The sequence below is a fragment of the Streptomyces sp. TLI_146 genome (genome assembly GCF_002846415.1).
Taxonomy (GTDB): domain Bacteria; phylum Actinomycetota; class Actinomycetes; order Streptomycetales; family Streptomycetaceae; genus Streptomyces.
The window spans coordinates 551086-573437 of sequence record NZ_PJMX01000001.1 but is presented as its reverse complement, the minus strand read 5'-3'; the positions used below and the strand labels follow the sequence as shown (position 1 = coordinate 573437).

Annotated in this window: 18 protein-coding genes and 1 pseudogene; 12 read left to right on the top strand and 7 right to left on the bottom strand. The window is 70.9% G+C overall.

Annotated elements, in window-relative coordinates:
* Positions 1 to 377: 377 nt before the first annotated feature.
* Positions 378 to 2375 (bottom strand): GDSL-type esterase/lipase family protein, encoded by a 1998-nt coding sequence (locus BX283_RS02675; RefSeq protein WP_180357021.1) that lies wholly within the window; start codon positions 2373 to 2375, stop codon positions 378 to 380.
* Between the two features lie 237 nt (positions 2376 to 2612).
* On the bottom strand, positions 2613 to 2963 hold the full coding sequence (locus tag BX283_RS02670) for a hypothetical protein (protein ID WP_101386052.1): 351 nt from the start codon (positions 2961 to 2963) through the stop codon (positions 2613 to 2615).
* A 603-nt stretch (positions 2964 to 3566) separates the two neighbouring features.
* On the opposite strand from BX283_RS02670, the gene BX283_RS02665 reads away from it, so the two are divergent.
* The 12 genes and pseudogenes from BX283_RS02665 to BX283_RS02610 all read left to right on the top strand — a co-directional run bounded on the left by BX283_RS02665 (position 3567) and on the right by BX283_RS02610 (position 15324).
* Positions 3567 to 3860, top strand: coding sequence for a hypothetical protein (locus BX283_RS02665; protein WP_101386051.1), 294 nt, complete (start codon positions 3567 to 3569; stop codon positions 3858 to 3860).
* Between the two features lie 485 nt (positions 3861 to 4345).
* Complete coding sequence (locus tag BX283_RS02660; protein WP_101386050.1) at positions 4346 to 5332, top strand: LLM class flavin-dependent oxidoreductase; 987 nt, start codon at positions 4346 to 4348, stop codon at positions 5330 to 5332.
* A 389-nt stretch (positions 5333 to 5721) separates the two neighbouring features.
* Positions 5722 to 6387: an MSMEG_1061 family FMN-dependent PPOX-type flavoprotein gene (locus tag BX283_RS02655; protein WP_101392088.1), complete on the top strand. Its 666-nt coding sequence runs from the start codon at positions 5722 to 5724 to the stop codon at positions 6385 to 6387.
* 149 nt (positions 6388 to 6536) lie between these two features.
* A pseudogene (locus BX283_RS41335) lies at positions 6537 to 7283 on the top strand (CHAT domain-containing protein); the annotation flags it as partial.
* Between the two features lie 125 nt (positions 7284 to 7408).
* Positions 7409 to 8092 (top strand): CHAT domain-containing protein, encoded by a 684-nt coding sequence (locus tag BX283_RS41330; RefSeq protein WP_107503664.1) that lies wholly within the window; start codon positions 7409 to 7411, stop codon positions 8090 to 8092.
* 472 nt (positions 8093 to 8564) lie between these two features.
* Positions 8565 to 9341, top strand: coding sequence for an endonuclease/exonuclease/phosphatase family protein (locus BX283_RS02640; protein WP_101386047.1), 777 nt, complete (start codon positions 8565 to 8567; stop codon positions 9339 to 9341).
* A 465-nt stretch (positions 9342 to 9806) separates the two neighbouring features.
* Complete coding sequence (locus tag BX283_RS02635; RefSeq protein ID WP_101386046.1) at positions 9807 to 10175, top strand: peptidoglycan-binding protein; 369 nt, start codon at positions 9807 to 9809, stop codon at positions 10173 to 10175.
* A gap of 418 nt (positions 10176 to 10593) precedes the next feature.
* Complete coding sequence (locus BX283_RS02630) at positions 10594 to 10959, top strand: peptidoglycan-binding protein (RefSeq protein WP_180357019.1); 366 nt, start codon at positions 10594 to 10596, stop codon at positions 10957 to 10959.
* 335 nt (positions 10960 to 11294) lie between these two features.
* Positions 11295 to 11543: a peptidoglycan-binding protein gene (locus BX283_RS02625; protein WP_101386044.1), complete on the top strand. Its 249-nt coding sequence runs from the start codon at positions 11295 to 11297 to the stop codon at positions 11541 to 11543.
* A 169-nt stretch (positions 11544 to 11712) separates the two neighbouring features.
* Positions 11713 to 12327: a hypothetical protein gene (locus BX283_RS02620; RefSeq protein ID WP_143676357.1), complete on the top strand. Its 615-nt coding sequence runs from the start codon at positions 11713 to 11715 to the stop codon at positions 12325 to 12327.
* Positions 12328 to 12543: 216 nt separating this feature from the next.
* Positions 12544 to 12786 carry a hypothetical protein gene (locus BX283_RS02615; RefSeq protein WP_101386042.1) on the top strand — a complete coding sequence of 81 codons (243 nt, stop codon included), beginning with the start codon at positions 12544 to 12546 and terminating at the stop codon, positions 12784 to 12786.
* Positions 12787 to 13128: 342 nt separating this feature from the next.
* Positions 13129 to 15324: an MMPL family transporter gene (locus tag BX283_RS02610; RefSeq protein WP_101386041.1), complete on the top strand. Its 2196-nt coding sequence runs from the start codon at positions 13129 to 13131 to the stop codon at positions 15322 to 15324.
* 98 nt (positions 15325 to 15422) lie between these two features.
* Here BX283_RS02610 and BX283_RS02605 read toward each other — a convergent pair whose 3' ends face one another.
* The 5 genes from BX283_RS02605 to BX283_RS02585 form a co-directional block, all read right to left on the bottom strand.
* Entirely contained in the window at positions 15423 to 16664 is a 1242-nt protein-coding gene (locus BX283_RS02605; RefSeq protein WP_101386040.1) for an acyltransferase, read from the bottom strand.
* Between the two features lie 128 nt (positions 16665 to 16792).
* Positions 16793 to 18682 carry a DHA2 family efflux MFS transporter permease subunit gene (locus BX283_RS02600; protein ID WP_101386039.1) on the bottom strand — a complete coding sequence of 630 codons (1890 nt, stop codon included), beginning with the start codon at positions 18680 to 18682 and terminating at the stop codon, positions 16793 to 16795.
* A 21-nt stretch (positions 18683 to 18703) separates the two neighbouring features.
* Positions 18704 to 19462 carry an SDR family NAD(P)-dependent oxidoreductase gene (locus tag BX283_RS02595; protein ID WP_101386038.1) on the bottom strand — a complete coding sequence of 253 codons (759 nt, stop codon included), beginning with the start codon at positions 19460 to 19462 and terminating at the stop codon, positions 18704 to 18706.
* Complete coding sequence (locus BX283_RS02590) at positions 19462 to 19845, bottom strand: holo-ACP synthase (RefSeq protein WP_101386037.1); 384 nt, start codon at positions 19843 to 19845, stop codon at positions 19462 to 19464. Before BX283_RS02590 ends, BX283_RS02595 begins: the two co-directional genes overlap by 1 nt.
* Entirely contained in the window at positions 19842 to 22307 is a 2466-nt protein-coding gene (locus BX283_RS02585) for a beta-ketoacyl synthase (protein WP_101386036.1), read from the bottom strand. Before BX283_RS02585 ends, BX283_RS02590 begins: the two co-directional genes overlap by 4 nt.
* Positions 22308 to 22352 lie beyond the last annotated feature (45 nt).

The following is a 22352-nucleotide window of genomic DNA, read 5'->3' as shown; positions in this document are numbered from 1 at the left end:
TGCCGCCGGGCCTGGGCGATCACGAACCCACTCGTATCCCTGCGCCATGAAGGGGAATTGAGTGCCGACAGGAGGTCGGCACGTCGTGCGGGGCCCTGGCCTTGTCGCCGGCAGAGCCCCGCACCTTGAGAACCTTCCGGGGCAGCCGAACTCGCCCAAGTGCACTGCCTCACGGAAGGCACGGGTTCTCCGGCTGGTCACCCAGCAAAGCCCGGCTTCGAAGGGCAGGGGCAGCGTGCAGTGGATGAGCGAGCTGTGGAAGGGGCGGTGTGTCATCGGCCCAGGGCGAAGCGGTGGCGGCTGCCGCAGCGGCTCGTCCTGGGATCGCCCCCGCGGGTGGCACAGACGGCAGCAAGCCGCACGGCCCCCTACCTCACTCACGCTACGGAGGCGGGATCTCTGGGGCGCGGTTCCCCTACGGGGAGCAGGCTGAAGACGGCGATGCTCGCGACCCATAGGACGGCAAGTGCGAGCAGTATGGGCACCAGCCACGGCCAGCGCACGCGGGTCTGTTCCAGCTCCCAGGCGCGGATCAGGTTCTGGCAGTGCGGGTTCCCGGCGTTGCGGGTCATGCTGCATTCGGGCTCGGGTGTCGGCAGGGCCTGGCTCGTGGCCTGCTCGTGGGGCGTGGGCGCCGGCGTGCGGTGTTGCAGCAGTACGGGGTGGTTGTTGAGCCAGGTGGTGAAGGTGTCGCGCATGGCTTTGTGGCCGCGCTCGTTCGGGTGGAGGCTGTTGTGGATCCATTTGGCCGGGCTGAAGCGCTGTGCGGCGAAGCCGTTGACGGATTCGATGTCCACGAAGTTGATACCGGCCTTGCTTTTTCTCGCCTGGCACAGCTGGAGCTGGTGGTCCTTGAGGCTGTCCTTCATCTCGGCCAGATACTCGACGCCCGCTTTGGCCTCGGCCGCGGCGTCGGACACCGTCTTGTCGACCTGGTCCACGAACCGGTGGATGAAGTCCCGTTCGGTCTTCGTCAGGGCCACTCCGGTACATCTGCCGACTGGGGCGAGCGGCTGCGGGTAGGGCACCGCCACGATCGGCACGTCGGCGGGCAGGGCCTTCCGGAGCGACCGGAACGTCGCGGCGAGGGCCTTCCGTACCTTCGGCAGGTTGCCTGTGAACGCCGACTCCTGGTCCTCGCAATCGCCGGGTGCGATGCACGCTTCTCCGAGGATGGCGAAGCCTGCGTCGTTGCCTCCCAGCGCCACGATGACGAGTGCGGGGCGGAACGAGGATGCCTGACTGGTGAGTTGATCGATCTGGGTACCCGGCTCGTCGCCCTGCGCTTCGATCCTGGGGCCGGGCTTTCCCTCCTTTACTTGGAGGAGGTTCGCGTCGGCTTTCGCGATGACGTTGTAGGTCCGCGCCCCGGAGCACGCGAGGAACAGTGCGCGGTCGAAGCGCCGGTCCTCTGTGGCGAGTGCTACCGCGTATGCGGAAGGCGAACGCCGGCATTCGTTGCGGCCGCCGTCGTCGGTCCCCTCGAAGTAACTGCTCGCGCCCTCGCCCGACATGTAGGAGTCGCCCATCGCCACGAGCACGCGCTGCCCTCCGGCGGGAAGGAGGGCCTGTGATTTGGGGTGCTCGGGGGGAGCCGCCGCGAGCAGGCAGAGCGCCGCGAGGACGAGGGCGACATCTGCGTGCGTGTTGGAGACGACGGCCAGCACCAGCACCAGCGCCGTGGCGAGGAGGACGGCAGCCAGTACCCAGTCCAGATACCCCAGACATACGACGGCCAGGACGCACAGGACGATCGCGGCGATGCCCAAGTACCCGACGAGACCGACACCGGCGCCGTCTCCCGCGGCAGAGCTCCGTCGGCGCAGTCGGCGCACTCCCCACTCGGACAGGACGTTCAGCCCGAGCGGCAGGGCCACGAAGAGGGCCAGGCCGAGGACGATGAGCAGGGACAGGAAGAGGCCGCCCTTGGTCCTGGGCAGCAGGAAGGCAGCTGCGATCGCCGTGACCACGGTCAGGGCGCACAGGGACACACCCCACCACAGGAGGGCTTGCCTCTGCTGGCCGGGCTTGGCTCCCCGCCACGCTTCGACGAACCAGCCCAGACCGAGCAGCAGCAGGACCGAGCCGACCAGCGGCAGGGCGTCCCCTTCGACACCCGCCAGGTGGGCGACGAGTACCAGTACTCCGGCGGCGGTCAGGAACGCGGCCGCGCGCACCAGCCAGCGCGGGGTGTCTCCGCCCGGCCCTCGCTGGTGCCCGGCCCACAGCTGTCGCACGATGAAGACGGCACTGCAGGCACCGAAGACGTACAGGGCCAGTCGCAGCTCCCAGAGCGGCACTCCGCGGCTCGACTCCACGACGAGCAGCACGGCGCCGCCGACGAACATGACCCTCGGTCCCCACCACAGCGCCATGCGACCTCTTCGCTGGGCCGTCGCCTCCGGCTCGCCACCGTTCATTTTCCTGCGCCCTTCTGCCGGTTGGAGTTGGAGAACGTCGGACGATGCTCGACGTGCTGGGCATCCCCTGGCAGCTGGCGCTGCGGGGCTCGAGGTAACCGGCCCTGCCGACGGGTGAACACCCCATCAGCTCATCGTGGTTGGGCCAGGCGGCGCGGATGACGAGCACCTGGTGGCTGCTAAGGGACCGGATCAGGTGGGAGGGATGGCCGCGTGGTGCCAGCAGCCCAGGACGGGCATCGGGGCGGCGAGCGCGGCGCAGGCCAGGGTCTTCTCGGTGCCGAGGGCGAGCTCACCGCGTAGGCGGGTGCGCAGGGCTGTGGTCAGCGGCTTGACCGTGTGGCGGCAGCGGGCGACGGCTTCGCGCGGTCCGCCGGTCGCGAGGACGAGCACGGGACGGGGCAGCGTCGAGCCGCCAACGGGCGGGAAGAGTCCAGGCAGTTCCTCGGCCCGGCGCCGTTCACGGCTGGCCGGTATTCCGGGGGTCTCCCTGCCCTCGCTGGTGCCCCTGACGTGCGGCTTCTGTGCAGGTCGGACCGCCATGGCCCAGGTGTCCTTCGTCTCGGGCTCCGGGCCGTCGGCCGACGCGTCGGCCGGATCGAACCTTCCGCGGCGCAGCCGACCGTCACGAGCGGAGCGAGGGCGGCAGCCGTCAGAAGGGGAGGGCGGTGCGACCTTGACCCGGCGAAGGCTTCTGGCATGGAGCCCACTGTCTCCCACGTGTCGGACACCGGCGGCGGCACCACGCTCCAAACCGCCGTCACGAGCGCCCGGTCGGCCGATCGGGCCAGCCGATCAGCTGAGGCTTCACGAATGTCGGAGGATCCTCGACGGTCGGCACTCACTCCGAGCCGGTGTGGACTGGCTCCCAGCTTTGCTGACGCGGCCAGCCTTGCGGAGGTGTATCACCGACGCGCGCGCATATCAGCCGCAGCAAAGAGCGACGCGTCAGTTCGCTGAATCTGGCGGGACCGGCTGGTGTGAAGGAGGCGCAGGGTGGCTGATTGGGGCGCGTGTGATCTGGCAATGCGCTGCCCATGCTTCTGCCTGCTGTCGTACGGGGCCGTGGTGCGCACTGCGCCCGGGTAGGGCGGAACGTGGTGCCCGAGCGGTCACCGACCAGCGTGAGCTAGCAGGGGAGAGGGTATGGCCATCATCGTCACCTTCGATATTCCGGGCGTCGGGCAGGAGCTCTACGACGCCTGCATCAGCCGACTCACGGACGGGGGCGAGTTCACCTCGCTCGCTGACATCCCCGCCCCCGGGCTGATCTCCCACGTGGCCGGTCCCGTCGATGGCGGGTGGCGAGTCGTCGATGTGTGGGAGTCCGAGGAAGCTCTGGAGAACTTCGCGAAGATCCTTCAGCCGATCCTTGCCGACCTGGGTTACGGCGACACCGAACCGCAGATCACCCCGGCCCACAACGTCGTCACACGTTGACCGACCCACACGATCACGCCTGAGCTCCGCTGCGGTCCCGCTGTGTGCGGGGCCGCAGCCATGGCGGGGGCCAGGCGGTGACCCTGGTGCTCGGCGGTACGGCACGCCCCCGTCAGGGAAGCCGCACCAGGCATCAACGGGCCTCCCTGCCTCCACCAGCGCGCGCCAGTTCGCGCACAGTGCGCTTCTGCCCCCTGCGGCGCCTGCACCCCCGTTCCCGCACCCCGTCCCCCGAACTGGCGTCTACCAGCGCATGCCCAATGCGTTGAGGTCGGCTCGTCGTTGTGGGCTCAGCTTCGTGGCGGGTCGGCGTGTGGTGTCGCTCCTACCCGGTGGTGCCGGATGAACCGTCATGCAGTGCATGGGTGCGCTCGGTGGGGGAGATCTGGTCCATGCTGCCCTCGAGTAGGTAGCCGCGGCGAAGGTGATCCATTCGTCGTGCATCTCCCGGAGGCAGACACCGGTCCCTTCCTTATGCTGGCGGCATGATCGATGTGCCGATATCAGCGCTGGAAGTCGCGGTGGTCGAGTCAGGGACCCGTGGCGTGGAGACCCTGCGGGAGACCGCCGTGTTCGCTCGCAGGCTGGAACTGCTGGGGTATCACCGGATCTGGTACGCCGAACACCACCATTCGCCCGCGATCGGCGCGTTCCCGCCCGTGGTCCTGATCGCTCACGCTGCGGCCTCGACCTCGTCGATCCGGCTCGGGTCGGGCGGAGTGCTGGCGCCCAACCATGCGCCCCTCATGCTGGCGGAGCAGTTCGCCACACTGGCGGCGTTGCACGAGGACCGCATCGACCTGGGTATCGGTCGCGGCCCGGGCACCTTCGACGAGGCCACCGCGCGCGCGTTGCGCCGCGGGGCCGGGCCGGCGACGGACGCGGAGTACCACGATGACGTCGCCGCGATCCTGTCCTTTCTGGTCGACGAGATGGCACTCGGCCCTCTGCCGGAGCCTTGGCTGTTGTGCTCCAGTACCGCGGGCGCCGCCCTGGCTGGGCGACTGGGCCTGCCGATCGCCGTCGCCCACCACATCCGGCCCGACAGCACCTTCGCGGTGCTGGAGCGCTACCGTGCCGACTTCATCGCGTCCCGTTGGTGTGAGCAGCCCCGGGTTGTGGTGTGCGTGGAGGCGATCTGTGCGGAGACGGAGCGGGAAGCGGCGTGGCGAGCCGGGCCCATGGACGTCGTCAAGGCCGGCCTCCTCAAAGGCCTCAGCGATATTCCCTTCCCCACGCCCGCGGAAGCGGCCGCCCATCCGTTCACGGCGGAGGAACGGCAGGCGCTTGCCGGATTCCGTGCCCAGCAGGCATGTGGGACGCCCGAGGCCGTCGTTGGTCGGCTCGCGCAACTGGCCGCCGAGACCGGCGCGGACGAACTCATGCTGACCACACCTGTCTACGACATCGACGCCCGGGTGCGCTCGTACGACCTCATCAAGAAGTACTGCGAGGCCACGAAAGCACCGTGACAACCGCGCGGCAGCACCGTTGTGATCCGCCCGCCCGCGCAACTGCCTTGCGCAGCGGGGGAGCGGGTCATGGCTGAGGGCCAGATCGGACAACGTGACAGGGGCGGCTCCGAGCCGACTTGGGCCCGGGTGTCGGCAACGGCTGAAGACGGGCATTGCCGACACCCGGGCCCGCGTGCTGACCGGCGAGCTGACTTGGTCCTAGGGCCGCGTCCGCAGGTCGTGGTGGTCGGCGTGGTGCCCCTGACACAACCCTGGGCGTCGAGATCCGGCCCGGTACGGCGACCTCCGCCCTGCCGCACACCGGGGCGCAGCGACCGTTCAACGCGGGCGAGATCCACGCTGACCCGCCCCGCGCGCTGCCTCGGCCGTCTTCTATGGTCGTCCCCATGATGATCGAAACGGGGACGACCGGCATGCTCTTCGACGCTCTCCGGGCGGATGCCCTGACCAGCCAGGACCAGTTGCGCGAGCTCTATGCGCAGCCCAGCCCGCACGCGCTCCGCAAGGAGATCGACCACCTGACCGAACAGACCCGCGCGTTGATCGGCTGTTCCTCCCTGGTGTTCATCGCCAGCGCCGATGCCGACGGCAGGGCGGACGTGACACCGCGCGGAGGCCCGGCCGGTTTCGTCTCCGTGCTGGATGAGCGGACCCTGGTGATCCCCGACGCGACCGGCAACAAGCGACTCGACACGATGCACAACGTGCTGCAGACCGGACGCGTCGGCCTGCTCTTCCTCATCCCCGGCCGCACGACCACGCTGCGCGTCAACGGCCGCGCCTGCATCTCAGCCCGCCCGGAGCTGCTGGCGCAGCTCACGCCCGTCGGTAAACCTCCCGTATCCGCGCTGGTCGTACAGGTCGAACAGGTCTATCCGCACTGCCCCAAATCGCTGATGCGCGCCCACGCCTGGGAGCCGGAGCAGTGGGTGCCCGCCGACGTCCAGCCCGCCAGCGCCGAGGTGACGCTGGCCCAGCTGAACCTGCCCGGTCTGACCGTCGAGCAGATCGAGGAAGCCGAAGAGGAGTCGCTGCGTCTGCGCTTCGAGTGAGGCGGACCACGTCCCTCCTCGGAAGGCCTGCGCGGTCCGCCGTGATGCCCGACGGCTGCTGATCTTCGCCTACGAAAGTCTCGCCAGGGCCGCATAGCGGTGTACGCCGAAACCAGGAGTGGTGTCGGGCGGCGACGGTAGGATCACTTATGGTTACCGGGTTAGTTGTGGACGCCACTGGGTTTGAGCTGGTCGTTGGTGACCAGCGAGTGGGGCCCCGTCGGATGTTGCAGACCTCTGACGTCAACCTGCTCAATGCCGTGGCTGGCCAGTATGTGGATGCCGTGCGTAACGGTTCCCGGGACCGGGCGTTGCTCGCGGTGGGACGCGAGTTGTATCGGTGGCTCGACGGCGATCTTGGCCAGTTGACGCGTCTGCTGGATGAGGCGTCGGCGCCGCTGGTGTTCGAGGTGCGAGCGCCGACGAAGCCGTCCGCAGCGGCGTGGGCGCTGCTGCGGGCCCCGTACGAGCTGCTGGCCGGCCCCGAGGGCGGGTTTCTCGCCGAGGCGCTGAAGCTGTTCGCCGTGGCGCGCCGGCTGGGTCACCCCGCGGTGCAGGCGCAGGCGCAGGCGCAGCCCTTGGACGGGTACCGGCTCGGGGTGGCGGTCATGGCCTCGGCGCCCCGAGGCCAGCACGAGCTGGACTTCGAGGCCGAGGAGATGGCCATCCTCAACGCCGTCGGGGAGACGGGGCTTGATCTCTTCGTCGAGGACTCCGGCAATCCTGAACACCTTGGCCTCCGTTTGTCCGAGCTCGGCGGAATGCCGGTGGTTCATCTGTCGTGTCACGGGTTGCACAACTGGAGTCCGGGGCCCGACAGTCCCGCCACTCCCGTCCTGCCGATGGAAGATGATCTCGGGGGTGCGTGTCCGACGAGCGCGGATGAGCTGGTGGGCCTGTTGACTCCGCGGCCGCGGCTGGCGTTCGTGTCGGCTTGCCTGACCGCCACTGGTCCCGACGTGACCGCGGGCATGGTCCCACCGGCGCTGGCGACCGTGGTGGTGCGGCAGCCGAGCCCGGCATGCCGGTGGCGCACTCGATGGCCACCGGGCTGGTGGCCGCCGGGATTCCCGCGGTCATGGGCTGGGACGGCTCGGTCAGCGACCGGGCCGCCACCCGTTTCGCCGAACGCCTGTACCGGCAGCTCAGCCGCCGGGTCGAGGTGGCCGAGGCAGTCGCCGACGCCCGCCGCCATCTGCCGGCCTGTTCCGATGAGCGCCAGCGCGCCGAATGGCACCTTGCGCGGCTGTGGCTGGGGTCGGCTGGTGGCGGCCCGCTGGTCGCGGGAACCCTCAAACGGCAGATGGTGCCCCCGCACCATGTGACCAAGAGGTTCCTGGACCGCAAGCACCAACTACCGGTCGCGGCGGCGGAAAATTCGTCGGCCGCCGCCAGGAAATGGAGGGCCGCCACCAGCGCCAGCGCCAGCAGCAGTGCCAGCAGCAGTGCCAGCAGCAGTGCCAGGGACGCCACCATCGCCCGGCGCCGCCGGCGTTCACGGGCCACCGCGGCACCGCTGGTGGTGAGGAACTCCCGCTCCAGGGGCGTGAGATGCGTGGCCGAATCCGGGGCGGCGAACGCGTCGCGGGCCGCCTCCAGCCGGCCGCCCCGCAGCAGAGCTCCCTGGTCCCGGACTTGTTCCCGCCATGCCTGGGCGGCGTCGGTGAGCTGCCGGTGCAGGCGCAGCCGGGCGGCCCCACGCTAGAGACGGCGTACCCGGACCGGCAAGGCATCCCCTGGCCCTCCCGCACGCCGCCGCAGGATCGCGTACCTCCTCTGCTCCGGGAGCCCGGAGAGGGGACGGGGCGGAGGCGTCAGACCCTCTTGGGCTTCGCTTTCCCGGCCGAGTGAAGGCCTGCTGACCAGGGACATTGCGCCCACGCGCACACGGGTTTCGGCCGGTGGGAACGTCCGTCCAGACTTGGCTGCCAAGAGCCAGCGAGGACGAGGCGGGAGATGCCTGCGGGGGCGATGCAGGCCCTCGGCGGTGGACCGGGATGACCGGGCCCGGGGCCCGTGCCGGTCTTCACAAGGCAGAGGGGCCCGAGGGGGCGGGGCCCCGCTCTCGTCGGGCCCCGGCCCCCTCGCGGGCATCCGGTCCAGAACCTCCGAAAGTCAGCCACCGGGCCGCAACAGCATCCGGAAAACAACACACCCAATCCAGAAGGTGAATCGCCATGCGATTACGTCATAGAGCCGCACTGGCACTGAGCGGCCTGCTGCTCGGTACGGGCCTGGCCTGGCCTCAGGTCGCCGCAGCCGGCGCGGCGCGTCCCGCCGCAACCGCCGAGATCATCGGCCAGTTCAACATGGCCGGAGGGAACAGCGAGCACGGCGGCACAGGCGACGAGGCGGCCGATGCCCTCGTCCGCAGCGTGAAGGACCGCCGCCCCGCGTTCATGACCCTCCAGGAGACGTGCGCCGACTGGGTCGCACGGCTCAAGAGCCAACTCGCCGACTACTCAGTGGCATTCCATCCGGTCCAGCAGCGTGCCGGAGGCCCCAACAGCACGTGCGTCCACCCCTCCGACTTCGGCAACGGCGTGCTGGTCCGCAACGACCTCGGCTTCGCTGACCCCGATCATCCCGATATCCACCCCCTCCAGTCCCCGCCCGATTTCGAGCAGCGCGAGATGCAGTGTTTGCGATCACCTTCGCGCGCACTCGCCGTGTGCACCGCCCATCTGACCGTCGGCAACGATGGCAAGCATCTGCGGGCCCGCCGTCACGAGGCTTCGGTCGCCCAGGGCATCCTCGCCACCGAGTACGCCGGTTACACCCACTTCCTCGGAGGCGACCTCAACGACGACCCGCTCTCCGGGGCGACGGACAACTTCTACGCCCTCGGCTACGGGCGCGGCGCGCATGGCGAGTTCAAAGAGGTCGGCAGCCCGTGCCGGAACGACATCAAGCCGGGCTTCTTGATCGTGGCTCCCTGGCCCGTCTGGACCTGATGCCGCTCCGGCGAGTCCACGCACAGCCAGGGCAAACTCGACTACATCTTCGTACCGCCGTCGGTGACGGTGAACCGGTCCGACACCGCCCACGCCCTCCACTCCGACCATCGACTGCTCTGGGCCGAAATCCAGCTGTGACACGCCTGCCGGTGGTGGGCCCGGGGGCGCCGCAGGAGCACAGGGTGGTTGCCGCGCCCGGGCCCGCGACCACCCTCAAGACGCCCCCGGCCACCTGACGTACGCCGTATCCCCGCCGGGAGAAAAGTTGTTCGCCCTGGCGGGAGCGGGGTGCCGAACAATTTCCGGGCTGCTGGACTCGTTCACCGGCGCCGCTGCTCGGCGCTGCGGGCCGTCACCGCATCCCGTGCGGCGGGCCCGGTGTGCGGCTGCGCGGGATGCCCGCGCAGCCAGATGCCCCGAAGCACAGATGCGTGATTCGGACAATCCCTCAAGGAGGAATCCGTGTTAAACCGCAGGAAGCTGTTCAGCACAGTGGCCGCCACCGTGCTGGCCGCAGGTCTGTCCGTCGGTGCGGCCGGGGCCGCCACCGCGGCTCCCGCCAGCCATGCCCAGCCCTCCGTGTCCGCCGTCGCCACTGGCTGCGGCTACTACTCGGGCAACGCGCTCACGGTGAAGGGGAACACGGGCAACCGGGTCAAGGAGGTCCAGTGCCTGCTTCTGTCGTGGGGCTTCAGTGTCGGTCCCGACGGGGTCGACGGTGACTTCGGAACCAACACCTATAACGCGGTTCGCTCCTTCCAGAGCTGGTACGGCGGACTGGCTGTCGACGGCCAGGTCGGCGTCAACACCTGGCGCGCTCTGCGCAGCTGACCCTGTCCCGCTGCCGCGTGGCCCGCGGGCGGAACCAGTGGCTCGCGGGCCGTGGGGGGACACGCGGCTGAACGGCGGGCCCGGGCGGTCCGGATCTGATACAGCCGGATCGCCCGGGCGACCCAGACCACAGGCCCGCAGGGCAGGTGAGTTGGGGGGATCCCCGAGCGGGCAGCACGGGGACTGCCTCTGTGCGTCGCGGACTGACGGCGTCGTTGGTCCGCCAGACACGGGGGCGGGGGCCGGGCCCGTGGGTGCGATGCGGCGCCCCCGGGCCCGGCCGTCACCGACTGAGGGGACCCGGAAGGGGGTGGCCTGGGCGTGAGCCGTCCGCCCAGGCCATGCCGGAGGACGCCGGGACGGGGTTCGTGGACAGACGCGACCGGGGGGACGAGGGAGAGACGGGGGAGGGATTGCGGTGGTGTGGGCCCTGGTGTGGGCGGTGGCGCTGGCAGTGGGGTGTGCGGTGCTGGTGGTGGCGCCGTGTACCGGAACGGTCCGGCCGGAGTGGCCGGCCTGGACCCGGGACACCGCCACCTCGGCGCCGTGCCCCTACCGGGGCGGCTACTACACGGGCACGGCCCGGTTACGGCGGGGCTGTATCGGGGACGCGGTCCGCGAGGTGCAGGCCCTGCTTCTGCAGTGCGGCTACCCGGTCACGTGCGTGGACGGCGTCTTCGGCCCACCCCTGGAAACCCTGGTGAAGGCATTCCAGACCGATCAGGGGCTGCGTGCGGACGGCGCGGTGGGCCCGGCCACCTGGGAGCGGCTGCGCCACTGCTGACATCGGTGCCGGGCACGGTCGGTCGGCGCGGCACGCCATGAGGGTACGGGGCGCTGGCTGCCACGGTGCCGGTCTGGGGATCCGTCCCTGCCGGGCGGCCCGTCGTACCCCCTACGTGAGCCGCTATGCGCAGCGTGAGTTGTCCCGGGCGGTGGACATGGTCTTCCGCACAAAAACCGCCTTCCCCCTCTACAGCGCCAGCCCGACCGTGGACGCCTCGGGCATCCGCGTGACGACCGTCCTCGTCGGCGCCGCGCTGATCGCGGGCCTGGCGGTCGGCCCGGCACACGCCTCCGGCGTCCCGGCTCCCCGCGCAGGGGCACAGCACCGCATCTGTGCTGACGGGTCCCAACTGCGAGCGCACCCCGGGCGCTCCTCTGCTCAAGCGAGGTGACACCGGCAGGGCAGTACGCGAACTCCAGTGCCTGCTCGCGTACTGCGGCTACTACACCGGCCCCCTCGACGGCTACTACGGCTCCGCACTGGGGCAGGCGCTCCTGCGCTACCAGAGGGATCACGGCCTGCCCATGGATGGTGAGGCGGGTCCCCGGGTGTGGGCGCTGCTGCGTGCTGGGGTGTGCTGATCCGGATCGGCCGCTGGTCACGGTCTGGTGGCGACACAGTCGCAACGCGACAACACCGTCGTCCCAGGCCGTCACCCCATCACGGACCGCGAGTCAAAGATCAGTGGTATCTGTGCGGCGATCCCGTGATCCGGCCGCAACCCCGCCGGACACGCCCTAACGTCAGGGCATGGACGGACAGTGGGCTGTGGTGATGGGTGCGGGGCTGGGCGCCAGTGGGGCGATCGTCGGGGCGCTTACGTCCTGGGCCGGAACGCGCCTTCAGGCACGTACGCAGCTGGATTTGGCCCAGGTGCAGCACGACGCCCAGCGCGAGGCGGAGACAATCACCCAAAAGCGCGTCGCCTGCTCGGAGTTGATCCTCGCCGTGGACAATGCGCGCCGCCAGATGCGAATCGTGCGGGACCATCTGCGTGGGACCGGCGACGTACGGGGAACCGACGCGGAGTTGCAGGAGAAACGAACCGCGGTGCACGAGCGGATACGTGAGATGCAGGCAGCCGAGTGGGTGCTTCGCCTCATGCTCTCCGACCAGGAGCAGACCGCGGTGACAGATCTGGCCGATGCCCTCTACGAGACCCATCAGGCGTTGATCGATGACGTGGAGGAATGGCTGCTCAGCGGCCCGCCCGGCAGCGGGCGCGAGGCTTGTGACGCGGCGCGGTACGCGGCGACGACCGGCCCGCTCCAGTCCCGGATGATGAGCTTTGCCGGCGACGTCTACGCGAATCTGTACAACGGACGAGGAGTTGAGAGTAGGCCCGTCCGAAGGGACCGGTCCTGATTCCAACCTGACGGTCCCGGACAACCTGCGGGATCGCACCTGCTGATCAGCCATCAGGGCGGTATTGGCCGGAAAATGTGCTTACTACGGCACGTCTGCGGCCGATGTGGTCGGTCCGCCGGTGACCACCTACCTCAGCGCGATCATCGGTAGAAGGGGGTCAGGATGGGGCTTCGGCACGGACGTTCGCCCGGCCGGCAAGCAGCGGTCCTGGCCGTGTGCACCCTCACTGCCGCGCTGCTCGCGGCGCTGGCGGACCGCGCACCGCAGGCCCGCGCCGACGGAGTCGCGGGCGTTCCGCCCTCGGCGCTGCGCCGTGGCGGCTCCCGGAACCCCGGCACCCTGCGGGCGCTGTCCAGCACCTCCGGGCTCATCGCATTCCTCGTCCTGCTCATCCGCGAACTCGACGCGCCCCTCAGCGACGTGCTCGGCACCGATGCCACGGCCTTCACCCGCTAATTCCAGAGCTGAACGGCAGGCGGCGCCCGCGAGGGCGGCCAGCAGGGCCGGCCGGTCCACGGACGACGAGGCACCTGCGAGGCACACCGTGAACCATTGCCCTGTCGTGACGGGTGACGGTTTCATTCGGAGTGCCTGGCCCATGTACCGGTGACCGGAATATGTCACCGGCCGCGCCGCTGCCCGGTCCTTCCCGTGCTGCCGCAGCCGTGGGCGATCATGCCTGGCCAGTCGAAGGCGCGTCACGGTGGGACGCCGCCGGATCCCCGGTGCCCCCTGACGACCTCCCGGCATGCCACCGGAGCTGTGACGCGCTGCCCCGCTCCGACCGAGAGGCACCTCATGCTCGACAAGCTGGCCGCACTGGTGACCGCACGCCGCAGACTCGTCCTCGGGGTGAGTCTGTTGTTCTGCGTCGTGGCGGGCGCGCTGGGCGCCTCCGCCGCGACGAAGCTGTCCACGGGCGGATTCGACGTACCCGGCGCCGAGTCCACCCTGGCCGCCGCCACCCTCAGTGAACGCTTCGGCAGCGGCGAACCGAATCTGATTCTGCTCGTCAAGGCTCCAGGCGGCGTCGACAGGCCCGATACCGTGCGCGAGGGCGTGGAGCTGACCCGCCGGCTCGCTGCCGAGCCCGGTGTCCAGGATGCGGTCTCCTACTGGACCGAAGGCAAGGCCGCCGCGCTGCGCGCCGGGAGATCCGACTCGGCCCTCGTACTCGCTCATCTGAAGGGTGACGAGAACCAGGTGGGCCGCTACCTCGACGAGATTCGCCCGCGGTACGAGCAAGGTTTCCAAGGGCTGACGGTGGAGTTCGGCGGGCGCGCCGAAGTCGCCCGGGAGCTCAACCAGCAGATCCAGAAAGATCTCATGTTCGCGGAGTTGCTGATCATCCCTGTGACGCTCATCCTCTTGGTGTTCGTCTTCCGGGGGGTGATCGCGGCCCTGCTGCCCCTAGCGCTCGGTGTCGTGGCCGTCATCGGCGCTCTCGCCGTGCTCGGGCTGCTCACGCAGTTCACCGATGTGTCGGTGTTCGCGATCAACCTGACCACGGGCCTCGGTCTGGGCCTGGGCATCGACTACAGCCTGTTCGTCGTCAGCCGGTACAGAGAGGAGCTCGCCACCGGTGCCACGGTGGGCGACGCCATCGTCACCAGTGTGCGCACCGCCGGACGCACCGTGCTGTACTCGGCCGTCACCGTCGCCCTGTCGCTGTCGGCGCTGCTGCTGTTCCCGATGTACTTCCTGCGCTCGTTCGCCTACGCGGGCATCGCGGTCGTCGCCTTCGCCGCGCTGTCCGCGCTGGTGCTGCTGCCCGCCCTGCTGGCGGTCCTCGGCACACGCGTCAACACCTGGTCCTGGACCAGGCGCAGGACGGCGTGCGAGGGGCGCAACGCCTGGTACCGGCTGGCCGGGTTCGTCGTACGCCGCCCGGTGCCCATGGCCACGGGCGCGGTCGCCGTCCTGCTGTTGCTCGGGGCGCCGTTCCTGGGCGTCAGGCTCAATCTCGCCGACGAGCGGTCCTTGCCCGCCGACGCCGAAGCGCACAGGGTCGTCTCCGTTCTCCGGCACGACTACCCGGCCCGTGAGGCGGATCCGACCCTGGTCGTCGCCGGGGACTCGGGTCCACCGCAGAGCCGTGCCGCGGACATCGACGCGTACGCCGCGCGGCTCTCGGCGCTGCGCCACGTCGCGCGGGTGGACGCCTGGACCGGCTCCTACGCGGACGGCCACCGGATCGCCGGGCCAGACGGCTCGCGCCGGCGCTATGCGGCCCAGGACGGCACTTGGCTGTCGGTGGTGGGCTCCGTCGACCCGTACAGCGAGGAGGGTCAGTCGTTGGTCCGTGACATTCGTCAGGCCAAGGCTCCCTTCGACGTCACCACGGCCGGCACGGCCTCGGCCTTCCGCGACACGATGGACGCCCTGACCGGCCGCATACCTTACTGCCTGTTGCTCATCGCGGTCACCACGTTCCTGCTGCTGTTCCTGCTCACCGGCAGCGTGGTGATGCCCGTCAAGGCGATCGTGCTCAATCTGCTCAGTCTCACCGCCACCTTCGGCGCTCTGGTGTGGGTGTTCCAGGAGGGGCATATGCGGTGGCTCACCGGCGATTTCGCCCTCACCGGGGGCATCGTCGCCACCACGCCGGTCATGGTCTTCTGTCTGGCCTTCGGCCTCTCGATGGACTACGAGGTGTTCCTGCTCTCCCGGATCAAGGAGGAGTACGACGCCACGGGCGACACTGCCCGGTCCGTCGTCCACGGGCTGGGAAAGAGCGGGGGGATCGTCACCGCGGCCGCCGCGCTCATCGCCCTGGTGTTTCTCTCCTTCCTCACCTCCGGCATCACGTACATGAAGACGCTGGGGCTGGGCCTCGCCCTGGCGGTGCTCGTGGACGCCACCGTCGTACGCGGGGTGCTGCTCCCGGCCTTCATGCGGCTGGCCGGACGGTTCAACTGGTGGGCCCCGGCCTGGCTCGCGCGGCTGCACCGGCGCATCGGCCTCGACGAGGGATCCGGTGAGGCGCGCCGCTGACGGTGTGCGCCAGGGAGGCTGGCGCGGCCGCGCGCCGGCCCCGCACAGGAGTGGACCGCCGCCGATGAACTCGGCGGCGGTCCACTGTCGTGGGAGGCTCAGCGTGTCGAGGGGGAGCCGGTCAGGTCCTCCCCGTCCAGGTGGTCCGGGCCGCTCGGCTGTCCTGGGCAGGTGCGGGCCGGGCACTCGCGGCAGGCGGCCCGGTGGCTCGCGCCGCGGCGGGGGCGCCGCCGGCCCCAGTGCCGCATCATCGGGCGTTCCACGCCCACGTACAGCAGCCAGGCCAGCAGCAGTGCCACGCCGAACAGCGGAGTCAGTACGGCTACCTGGTCCACCAGGGCCATCCCGCTGAAGTGCGGTATGCCCAGCAGCTTGGTGCCGTAGTCGATGACCGGCTTGTGCACCAGGTACAGGGCGAAGGAGATCTCACCGAGCCGCACGAAGTAGGGGTGGCGCAGCGGGGAGGGGCACCCCTGGACGTCCGCGACCGCGCCCGCGCAGATCAGCATGCCGATCGGGATGACCGTGGCGGCGGAGAAGGAGTACAGGCCGGATCCCATCGACAGCCAGTAGGCGAGGACGAACAGCACCGCGGCGGGCGCCATGCCGAGCTGGACCCACCTGTCCGCCGCGACGATTCGGGCCAGCACCATGCCGAGGGCGAACTCGAAGGCACGCGCGAGGGGGAAGAAGCCCACGAACCAGGCGTCGTTGTCGAGATAGGGAAGCAGTGGGGACATCGGCTTCCCGTTGGGGACGAAGTGTTCGGCGATCACCGGCAGGGTGAAGATGACGGCTACCAGGACGGCGGCCGCCCACCACAGGTATCTCGGGGGGATGCGGCGGATCTGCGTCAGCAGCAGCGGGAAGGCGAGGTAGAAGAAAACTTCGCAGGAGAGGGTCCAGCTCACGGGGCTGATGGCCGTCGTGAGGTCGAACCCGGGGATCCACGACTGGGTGAGTGTCGCCGTCGGGAGGATCTGTGCGGCGACGATCGCCTTGCCGGTCAGCAGCATGAGACCCGCGTGGGCCGCCGCGACCAGGAGGTGGTTGGGGAAGATCTTCGCTGCTCGCGTGCGCCAGACGGCTCGTGCCCCCGTGCCGGGTCTGGCCGACCAGGTGAGGACGAAGCCGCTGAGGACGAAGAAGAACGAGACGCCCACCTGGCCGAGGTTGCGCCAGAAGTCGGGGTTGCCGCGGATGTAGAGGGAGAAGTGGCACAGCAGGACGGCCGCCGCGGCGACGAAGCGCATTCCGGTGAGCGTGGGGAGCCTGCGCGCGACCCCTTCGTGTGCTGTTGGGGTCGCGTTGCGCGAAGAGAGTTCCTGGGGGATGGACATGAGGGTTCCTCTGTCTGGTCGGGGGTTGGCTGATCGGGGTGGTGGGGTGGTGCTCCGGTCAGTTGGTCGGGGTTTTCGTCGGGGGATCCCGCTCCTGTGCCGTGCCTACGTGGCTCAGGATCGGGAGGTCATTGGGGAGGTGGGCGCCAGGTCCTGCGACGGGGGCGGCGCCCGGTGGCCCACCGCCTGTTCTGCGCGGCTATCGCCTGCTCGACGGTGGCGGCCAGGGCCGCGGGCGTGTGCGCGAGGTCGTCGGTGTCCAGGTGTCCTCGCAGGGTGCGGCGCAGTTCGGCGGCGGGGCCGCGGGTCTCGCTGGCCGGCCGGGTCGGCAGGCGGAGTTCGGCGCCGACCGCCGCGGCCAGCCCGGGTGCGTCGTCGCACACCACGTACTGGACGGAGGCCAGGCCCCGGCCGTGGGAGTGCACCCCCAAGAGCAGCCGGGACCAGGCGGCGGCGCCGTCGGCGCCCGCCACTTCGAAGCCGATGACCTCGTGGCGCCCACGCGCGGGGACGCGGATCGCGGTGAGGATCTGCACGGCCTGGTAGCCGTGTTGCTCCCGGACGACGGCGGGCAGGGTGTCCAGCCGCAGGACCGCCGTACGGCGCGGGTGGCGGGGGCGCCGTGAGCCCGGGGCGAGTGTCGCGGCGGCGAGGGCCGCGAGGAACAGGACGCCGGACGTGAGGAGGGTCGTGGTGTGCAGGGCCGAGGCGTAGTCCGTCGCGGGCCCGGCCCCGCCGGTGGGCCGAGGCGACTTCGGTCCGGGCGCCCCGCTCTGACGGCTCATCAGTGCTCCCACGGCGGCGCCGCCGAGGATGCCGCCCACCTGGCGGCTGGTGTTGAGCACACCGGATGCGGGGCCCGCGTGCCGGCTGTCGACCGCGTCCATCGCGATCTTGGTGAGGGGGGCCAGGGCCGAGCCGATGCCGAGGTCCGCCAGGAGCATCGCCGGGAGGAGCTCCCAGGGGTCCATCCCCGGCCGGGCCTGCGCTCCCAGCAGGGCGAGTCCGTACGCGTAGGTCAGCAGACCGCCGATGACGAAGGGTTTGCCGCCGATGCGGTCGGCGAGGCGCCCGGCGATGTGCGCCGCCGCCGCGGCGGCGAGCGGGGTGGGGGCGATGAGAAGGGCGGACCGCAGCGCGGTGAGGTGCAACTGCTGTTGCAGGAGCAGAGCGATGGGAGTGGCGCTGCCGATGACCGCGAAGTGCACGGCGGCGCCGATGCCGTTGGCCACGGCGAAGTCGCGCCGGGCGAAGAGCGCGTGTGGCAACAGCGGGGAGCGGGTGTTGGCGCGCTGCTGTACGAAGAACAGGATCAGGAGGGCGGTTCCCGCGCAGAGGGCAGCTCCGCGGTGGGGCCGGCCGCTGCCGAGCAGGGCGAAGGTGAGGGTGGTGAGGCCGGTGGTCACCAGGGCCAGGCCGAGCAGGTCCGTGCCGCGGCGGCCGCTCGGTGGTGGTGCGGGCAGCAGGGTGGCGGACAGCAGGAGCACCGCGATGCCGACGGGCACGTTGACCATGAAGATCCAGTGCCAGCCGACGCGGGTCACCAGGACCCCGCCGAGGAGGGGGCCCGCGACGATCGACAGGCCCATGACGCTGGTGAGGGCGCCGAAGGCGGCTCCGCGTCGGCGGGCGGGGAAGAGCACCGCGATGAAGGCGCCGATCTGCGGGGTGACCAGGGCCGCCCCGAGCCCCTGGAGCGCGCGCCAGGCGAGGAGTTCGCCGACACTGCCGGCGCAGCCGCACAGGGCCGAGGCGGCGGTGAACAGGACCAGTCCCGCGAGGTGGATCCGGCGGGGGCCGTAGCGGGTGCCGAGCCGCCCGGCAGGGATCATGAAGACCGCGTAGCTGATCAGGTAGGCGTTGACGACCCAGAGGACGTGGTCCACGTCCGTGGCCATCTCGTGCATCATCGCCGGGATGGCCACGTGGACGATCGTGGTGTCCAGCACGATCATGAAGAAGCCCGTGCACAGGACGCTCAGCGCGACCCAGGGCGCCCGGCTGTGGTCCTGCTCCATGACGACTCCTCGGGCCAGGCGTCACAGGGCGGTGAAGCCGCCGTCGACGACGAGTTCGGTACCGGTGATGAAGGAGGCCGTGTCGCAGGCCAGGAAGCGCACCGCCGCCGCCACTTCGTCGGGGTGGGCCGGGCGGCGCAGGGGGGTGCGTGCGGTGACGTCGCTGACGAAGTCCTGGGGGACGGACGCGGTCATGGGGGTGGCGACCATGCCGGGGGAGACGGTGTTGACCCGGATGCCGGCGGGGGCCAGTTCGATGGCCGCGGCGCGGGTCATGGCCCGTACGGCGCCCTTGGCGGCGTGGTAGGCGAAGGAGGCGCCCGAGCCGACCATGCCGTAGATGGAGCTGATGTTGACGATCGAGCCGCCCCCGGCCGACCTCAGACACGGGGCGGCGGCCCGCATCCCCAGCCAGGCACCGCGTTGGCAGGTGTCCACCACACGGTCCCACTCCTGGGGCGTGCAGCTCTCCAGGCCGTGGATGCCGAGCGTTCCGGCGTTGTTGACCAGGACGTCGAGGTGGCCGAAGCGGCGGCGGGCGAACCGGGTCACCCGCTGCCAGGAGTCGGGGTCGGTCACGTCGAGTGCGTGACCGGCCGCGCAGCCCCTGAGCGGGCCCCTGTTGAGGTCGTTCGCTGCCGTGCGGCAGGCCTCGCCGTCCAGGTCCGTGACCACCACGCCCATGCCCTGGTCGAGCAGGGCACGGGTGATGGCCGTGCCGATGCCGCCGAGCGCCCCGGTCACCAGCGCCACCCGGTCGTAGGGCCGTGGCGTGCCCATCACCGCTCCCCGCCGCTGGGGTACCAGGCGAGGGCGGCCGCGTACCCCCGGGCATGTGTCAGGGAGACGTGGGGTGTCACCAGTCCCTGCTCGCGCATCCAGCGGGCGAGCGGGCCGCGGACGGTCAGGACGGGCGCCCGGTCCGTGCGGCGGCGGATCTCCATGTCCTGCCAGGGCGGCGGGCCCGGCCAGCCCAGGAGCTGCGCGGCCGCCTCCTTGGCCGCTTTGCGGGCGGACAGATGCTCCTCGGCGCGGGCCAGGGAGTGCGCGTAGGCGCGTTCGGTGCCGGTCAGCCATTCGTTCCAGCGGGGGTCGTCGCGCGGCGGGCAGTGCTGCGGCCAGCTGATGCGGAGGGCGGGGCAGGCGGTGGTGGGGGAGTTCACGCCGCCTCCTTGGCCGTGGCGCTCTCGTGCCAGGGGGCGAGGACCAGGGAGACATAGGTGCCGCCCCAGTTGGCGGCGGTGACCACGCACGCCTTGCCGGCGCTCGGGGCGGTGGAGTCGAGATAGGGGCGCAGGCCGTCGAGCGGCTGGGAGGGCTCGGGGACGCGGGGACTCCAGCCGGTGCGCAGGGTCTCGGTGGCGCAGACGGCCGACATCAGGGCCGAGGTGCTGGGCACGTGTCCGGTGTACGGGCTGAGGTTGCTCAGCCGGATCGTGCCCGCCTGCCACACCTGGGCGATGGCGGCCGCTTCGGCGTGGTCGATCGCGGCGGTGCCGCGGGCGTCGCCGAAGACCGTGCCGACGTCCGACGCCGCCACGCCGCCGTCGGCCAGAGCCCGGCGGAAGCTCTCCGCCCAGGCCTCGCCCGAGGGGTCGTTGCCCGCGACGCGGTGGCCGTCGCTGGTGATGGCGTGGCCCTTGACCTCGGCGAGGATGGTCGCGCCCCGGGCGAGTGCGTGCTCCAGGGACTCGACGACCAGGGCCGTGCTGCCCGCGCCGAGAGCGGCGCCGGTGGGCGTGGTGCTGTAGGGGCGGGGATCACCCTCGGCGAGCAGGCCGACGCGGTCGAAGCCGAAGTGCAGCAGCGGGGTGAGCTCGTCGGCGCTGACGGCGAGCATCACGTCCGCCTCGCCGCGGCGGATCAGGTCGGCCGCGTAGCCCAGACCGCTGAGGCCGGAGGCGCACCCGGTGGCGAGGGTGGAGAGCGGGCCGCGGATCTGCAGGGCGAGGCAGGCGTGTCCGGCGGCGGCGTTCATCACCGAGTTGGGGAAGAGGCGGGGGTTGACGCGGTGGGGGCCCTGGGTGCCGATGGTCTCGCTCAGTTGCTCCACGGTCTCCACGGGCCCGCTGAAGGTACCGAACACCATGCCGATGCGGGCCGCCTCCGCCTTGGTGACGCGCAGCCCGGCGTCGTCGAGGGCCAGTCGGCTGGCGGCGAGGGTGAGCAGGCCGATCTGGTCCAGTCGGCGGGCGTAGGCGCGGTCGACGTGGCGGCGGCACTCGGCGGTGTCGACCTCGGCGGCCAGGGCGGTGCGGGAGCGGCTCAGGTCGTTCAGCCGTGCCGGGCCCACTCCGCTGCGGCCCTCGCGCAGGGCGTCGAGGAAGGCGCGGCGGCCGCTGCCGAGCGCGGTCACCGGACCGGCGCCGGTGATGACGACGCGGTGGGCGGCGGGAGTACGGGGCGGGGCGGGGTGGCTACCGAGGACGAGGGAGCAGTTGTTGCCGCCGAACGCGAAGGAGTTGGAGACGACCACGTTCAGCTCCTGTGGCCGGGACCGGTTGGGCACGATGTCGCGGGTGAGCTCGCGGCTCTCGTCGACGTTGACCGTGGGCGGCAGCACCCCGTCGCGCAGTGCCATCACACAGGTGGCGGCTTCCATGGCACCGGCGGCGCCGAGCATGTGGCCCACCTGCGACTTGGTGCTGCTCATGGGGGCGGCGGTGCGTCCCTGGAACAGGGCGTCCACGGCTTTGGTCTCGGCGCTGTCGTTGGTGGGGGTGCCGGTGCCGTGCCCGTTGACGTAGTCGATGTGCTCGGGGCCCAGGGCGGCCTGGGCCAGTCCGGCGCGCATCGCGCGGTTGGCGCCGTCGCCCGCCGGGTCGGGGGCGGTGGCGTGGTAGGCGTCGCTGGTCAGGGCGTAGCCCAGGACGTGGCTGAGGATGTCGGCGCCGCGCTTTCGGGCGTACGACTCCGATTCGAGGACCAGGAAGGCCGCGCCCTCACCGAGGTTGAGGCCGGTGCTGCGGGAGTAGGGCGCGCAGGGTTCGGAGTCCAGGGCGTTGAGGCTGTCGAAGCCGGCGAGGGAGAGGATGTCGAGGACGTCCACCCCGCCGGCGATCATCACGTCCGCCCGGCCCTCGCGGATCGCGTCGGCGGCGAAGCCGATGGAGTTGGAGCCCGCGGCACAGGCGTTGGAGATGACGACCTTGGGGCCCTTGAACCGGAAGGCGATGCTGAGCGCGTCCGCGGAGGTGTAGAGGGGATAGGTGTAGAGCAGGTCGGCGCGGGTCGACTCGGGGCCGTCACGGAGCAGGTCCCAGTGGAACTGCTCCCCGTGGTCGAGACCGCCCACGGAGGTGCCCACCGCGATGCCCATGCGGTACGGGTCCTGGCTGTCCTGGGGCAGTGCGGCGCTGTCGACCGCCTCCTGGGCGGCGGTGAGGGCCAGCGAGGTGGCGCGGTCGACGCGTCCGCGCAGCCGGGGGTGGGAGGAGGGGGCGGCGGACGCCTCGCCGGAGTACTGGCAGCTGAGTGTCGACACGTCCAGGCGCTGTGTCTTGGCGATGCCGCTCTCGCCTGCGCGGATACCGCGCCAGACGTGCTGTGCGCCGTTGCCGAGCGCACAGCTCAGGCCTATTCCGGTGATGGCCACGCCTTCGAGGCGGTGGTTGCTGAGGCTCATGACTTCTCCTTGCGTGCCGAGGGTGGTGTGCCGAGGGCTCGGCGT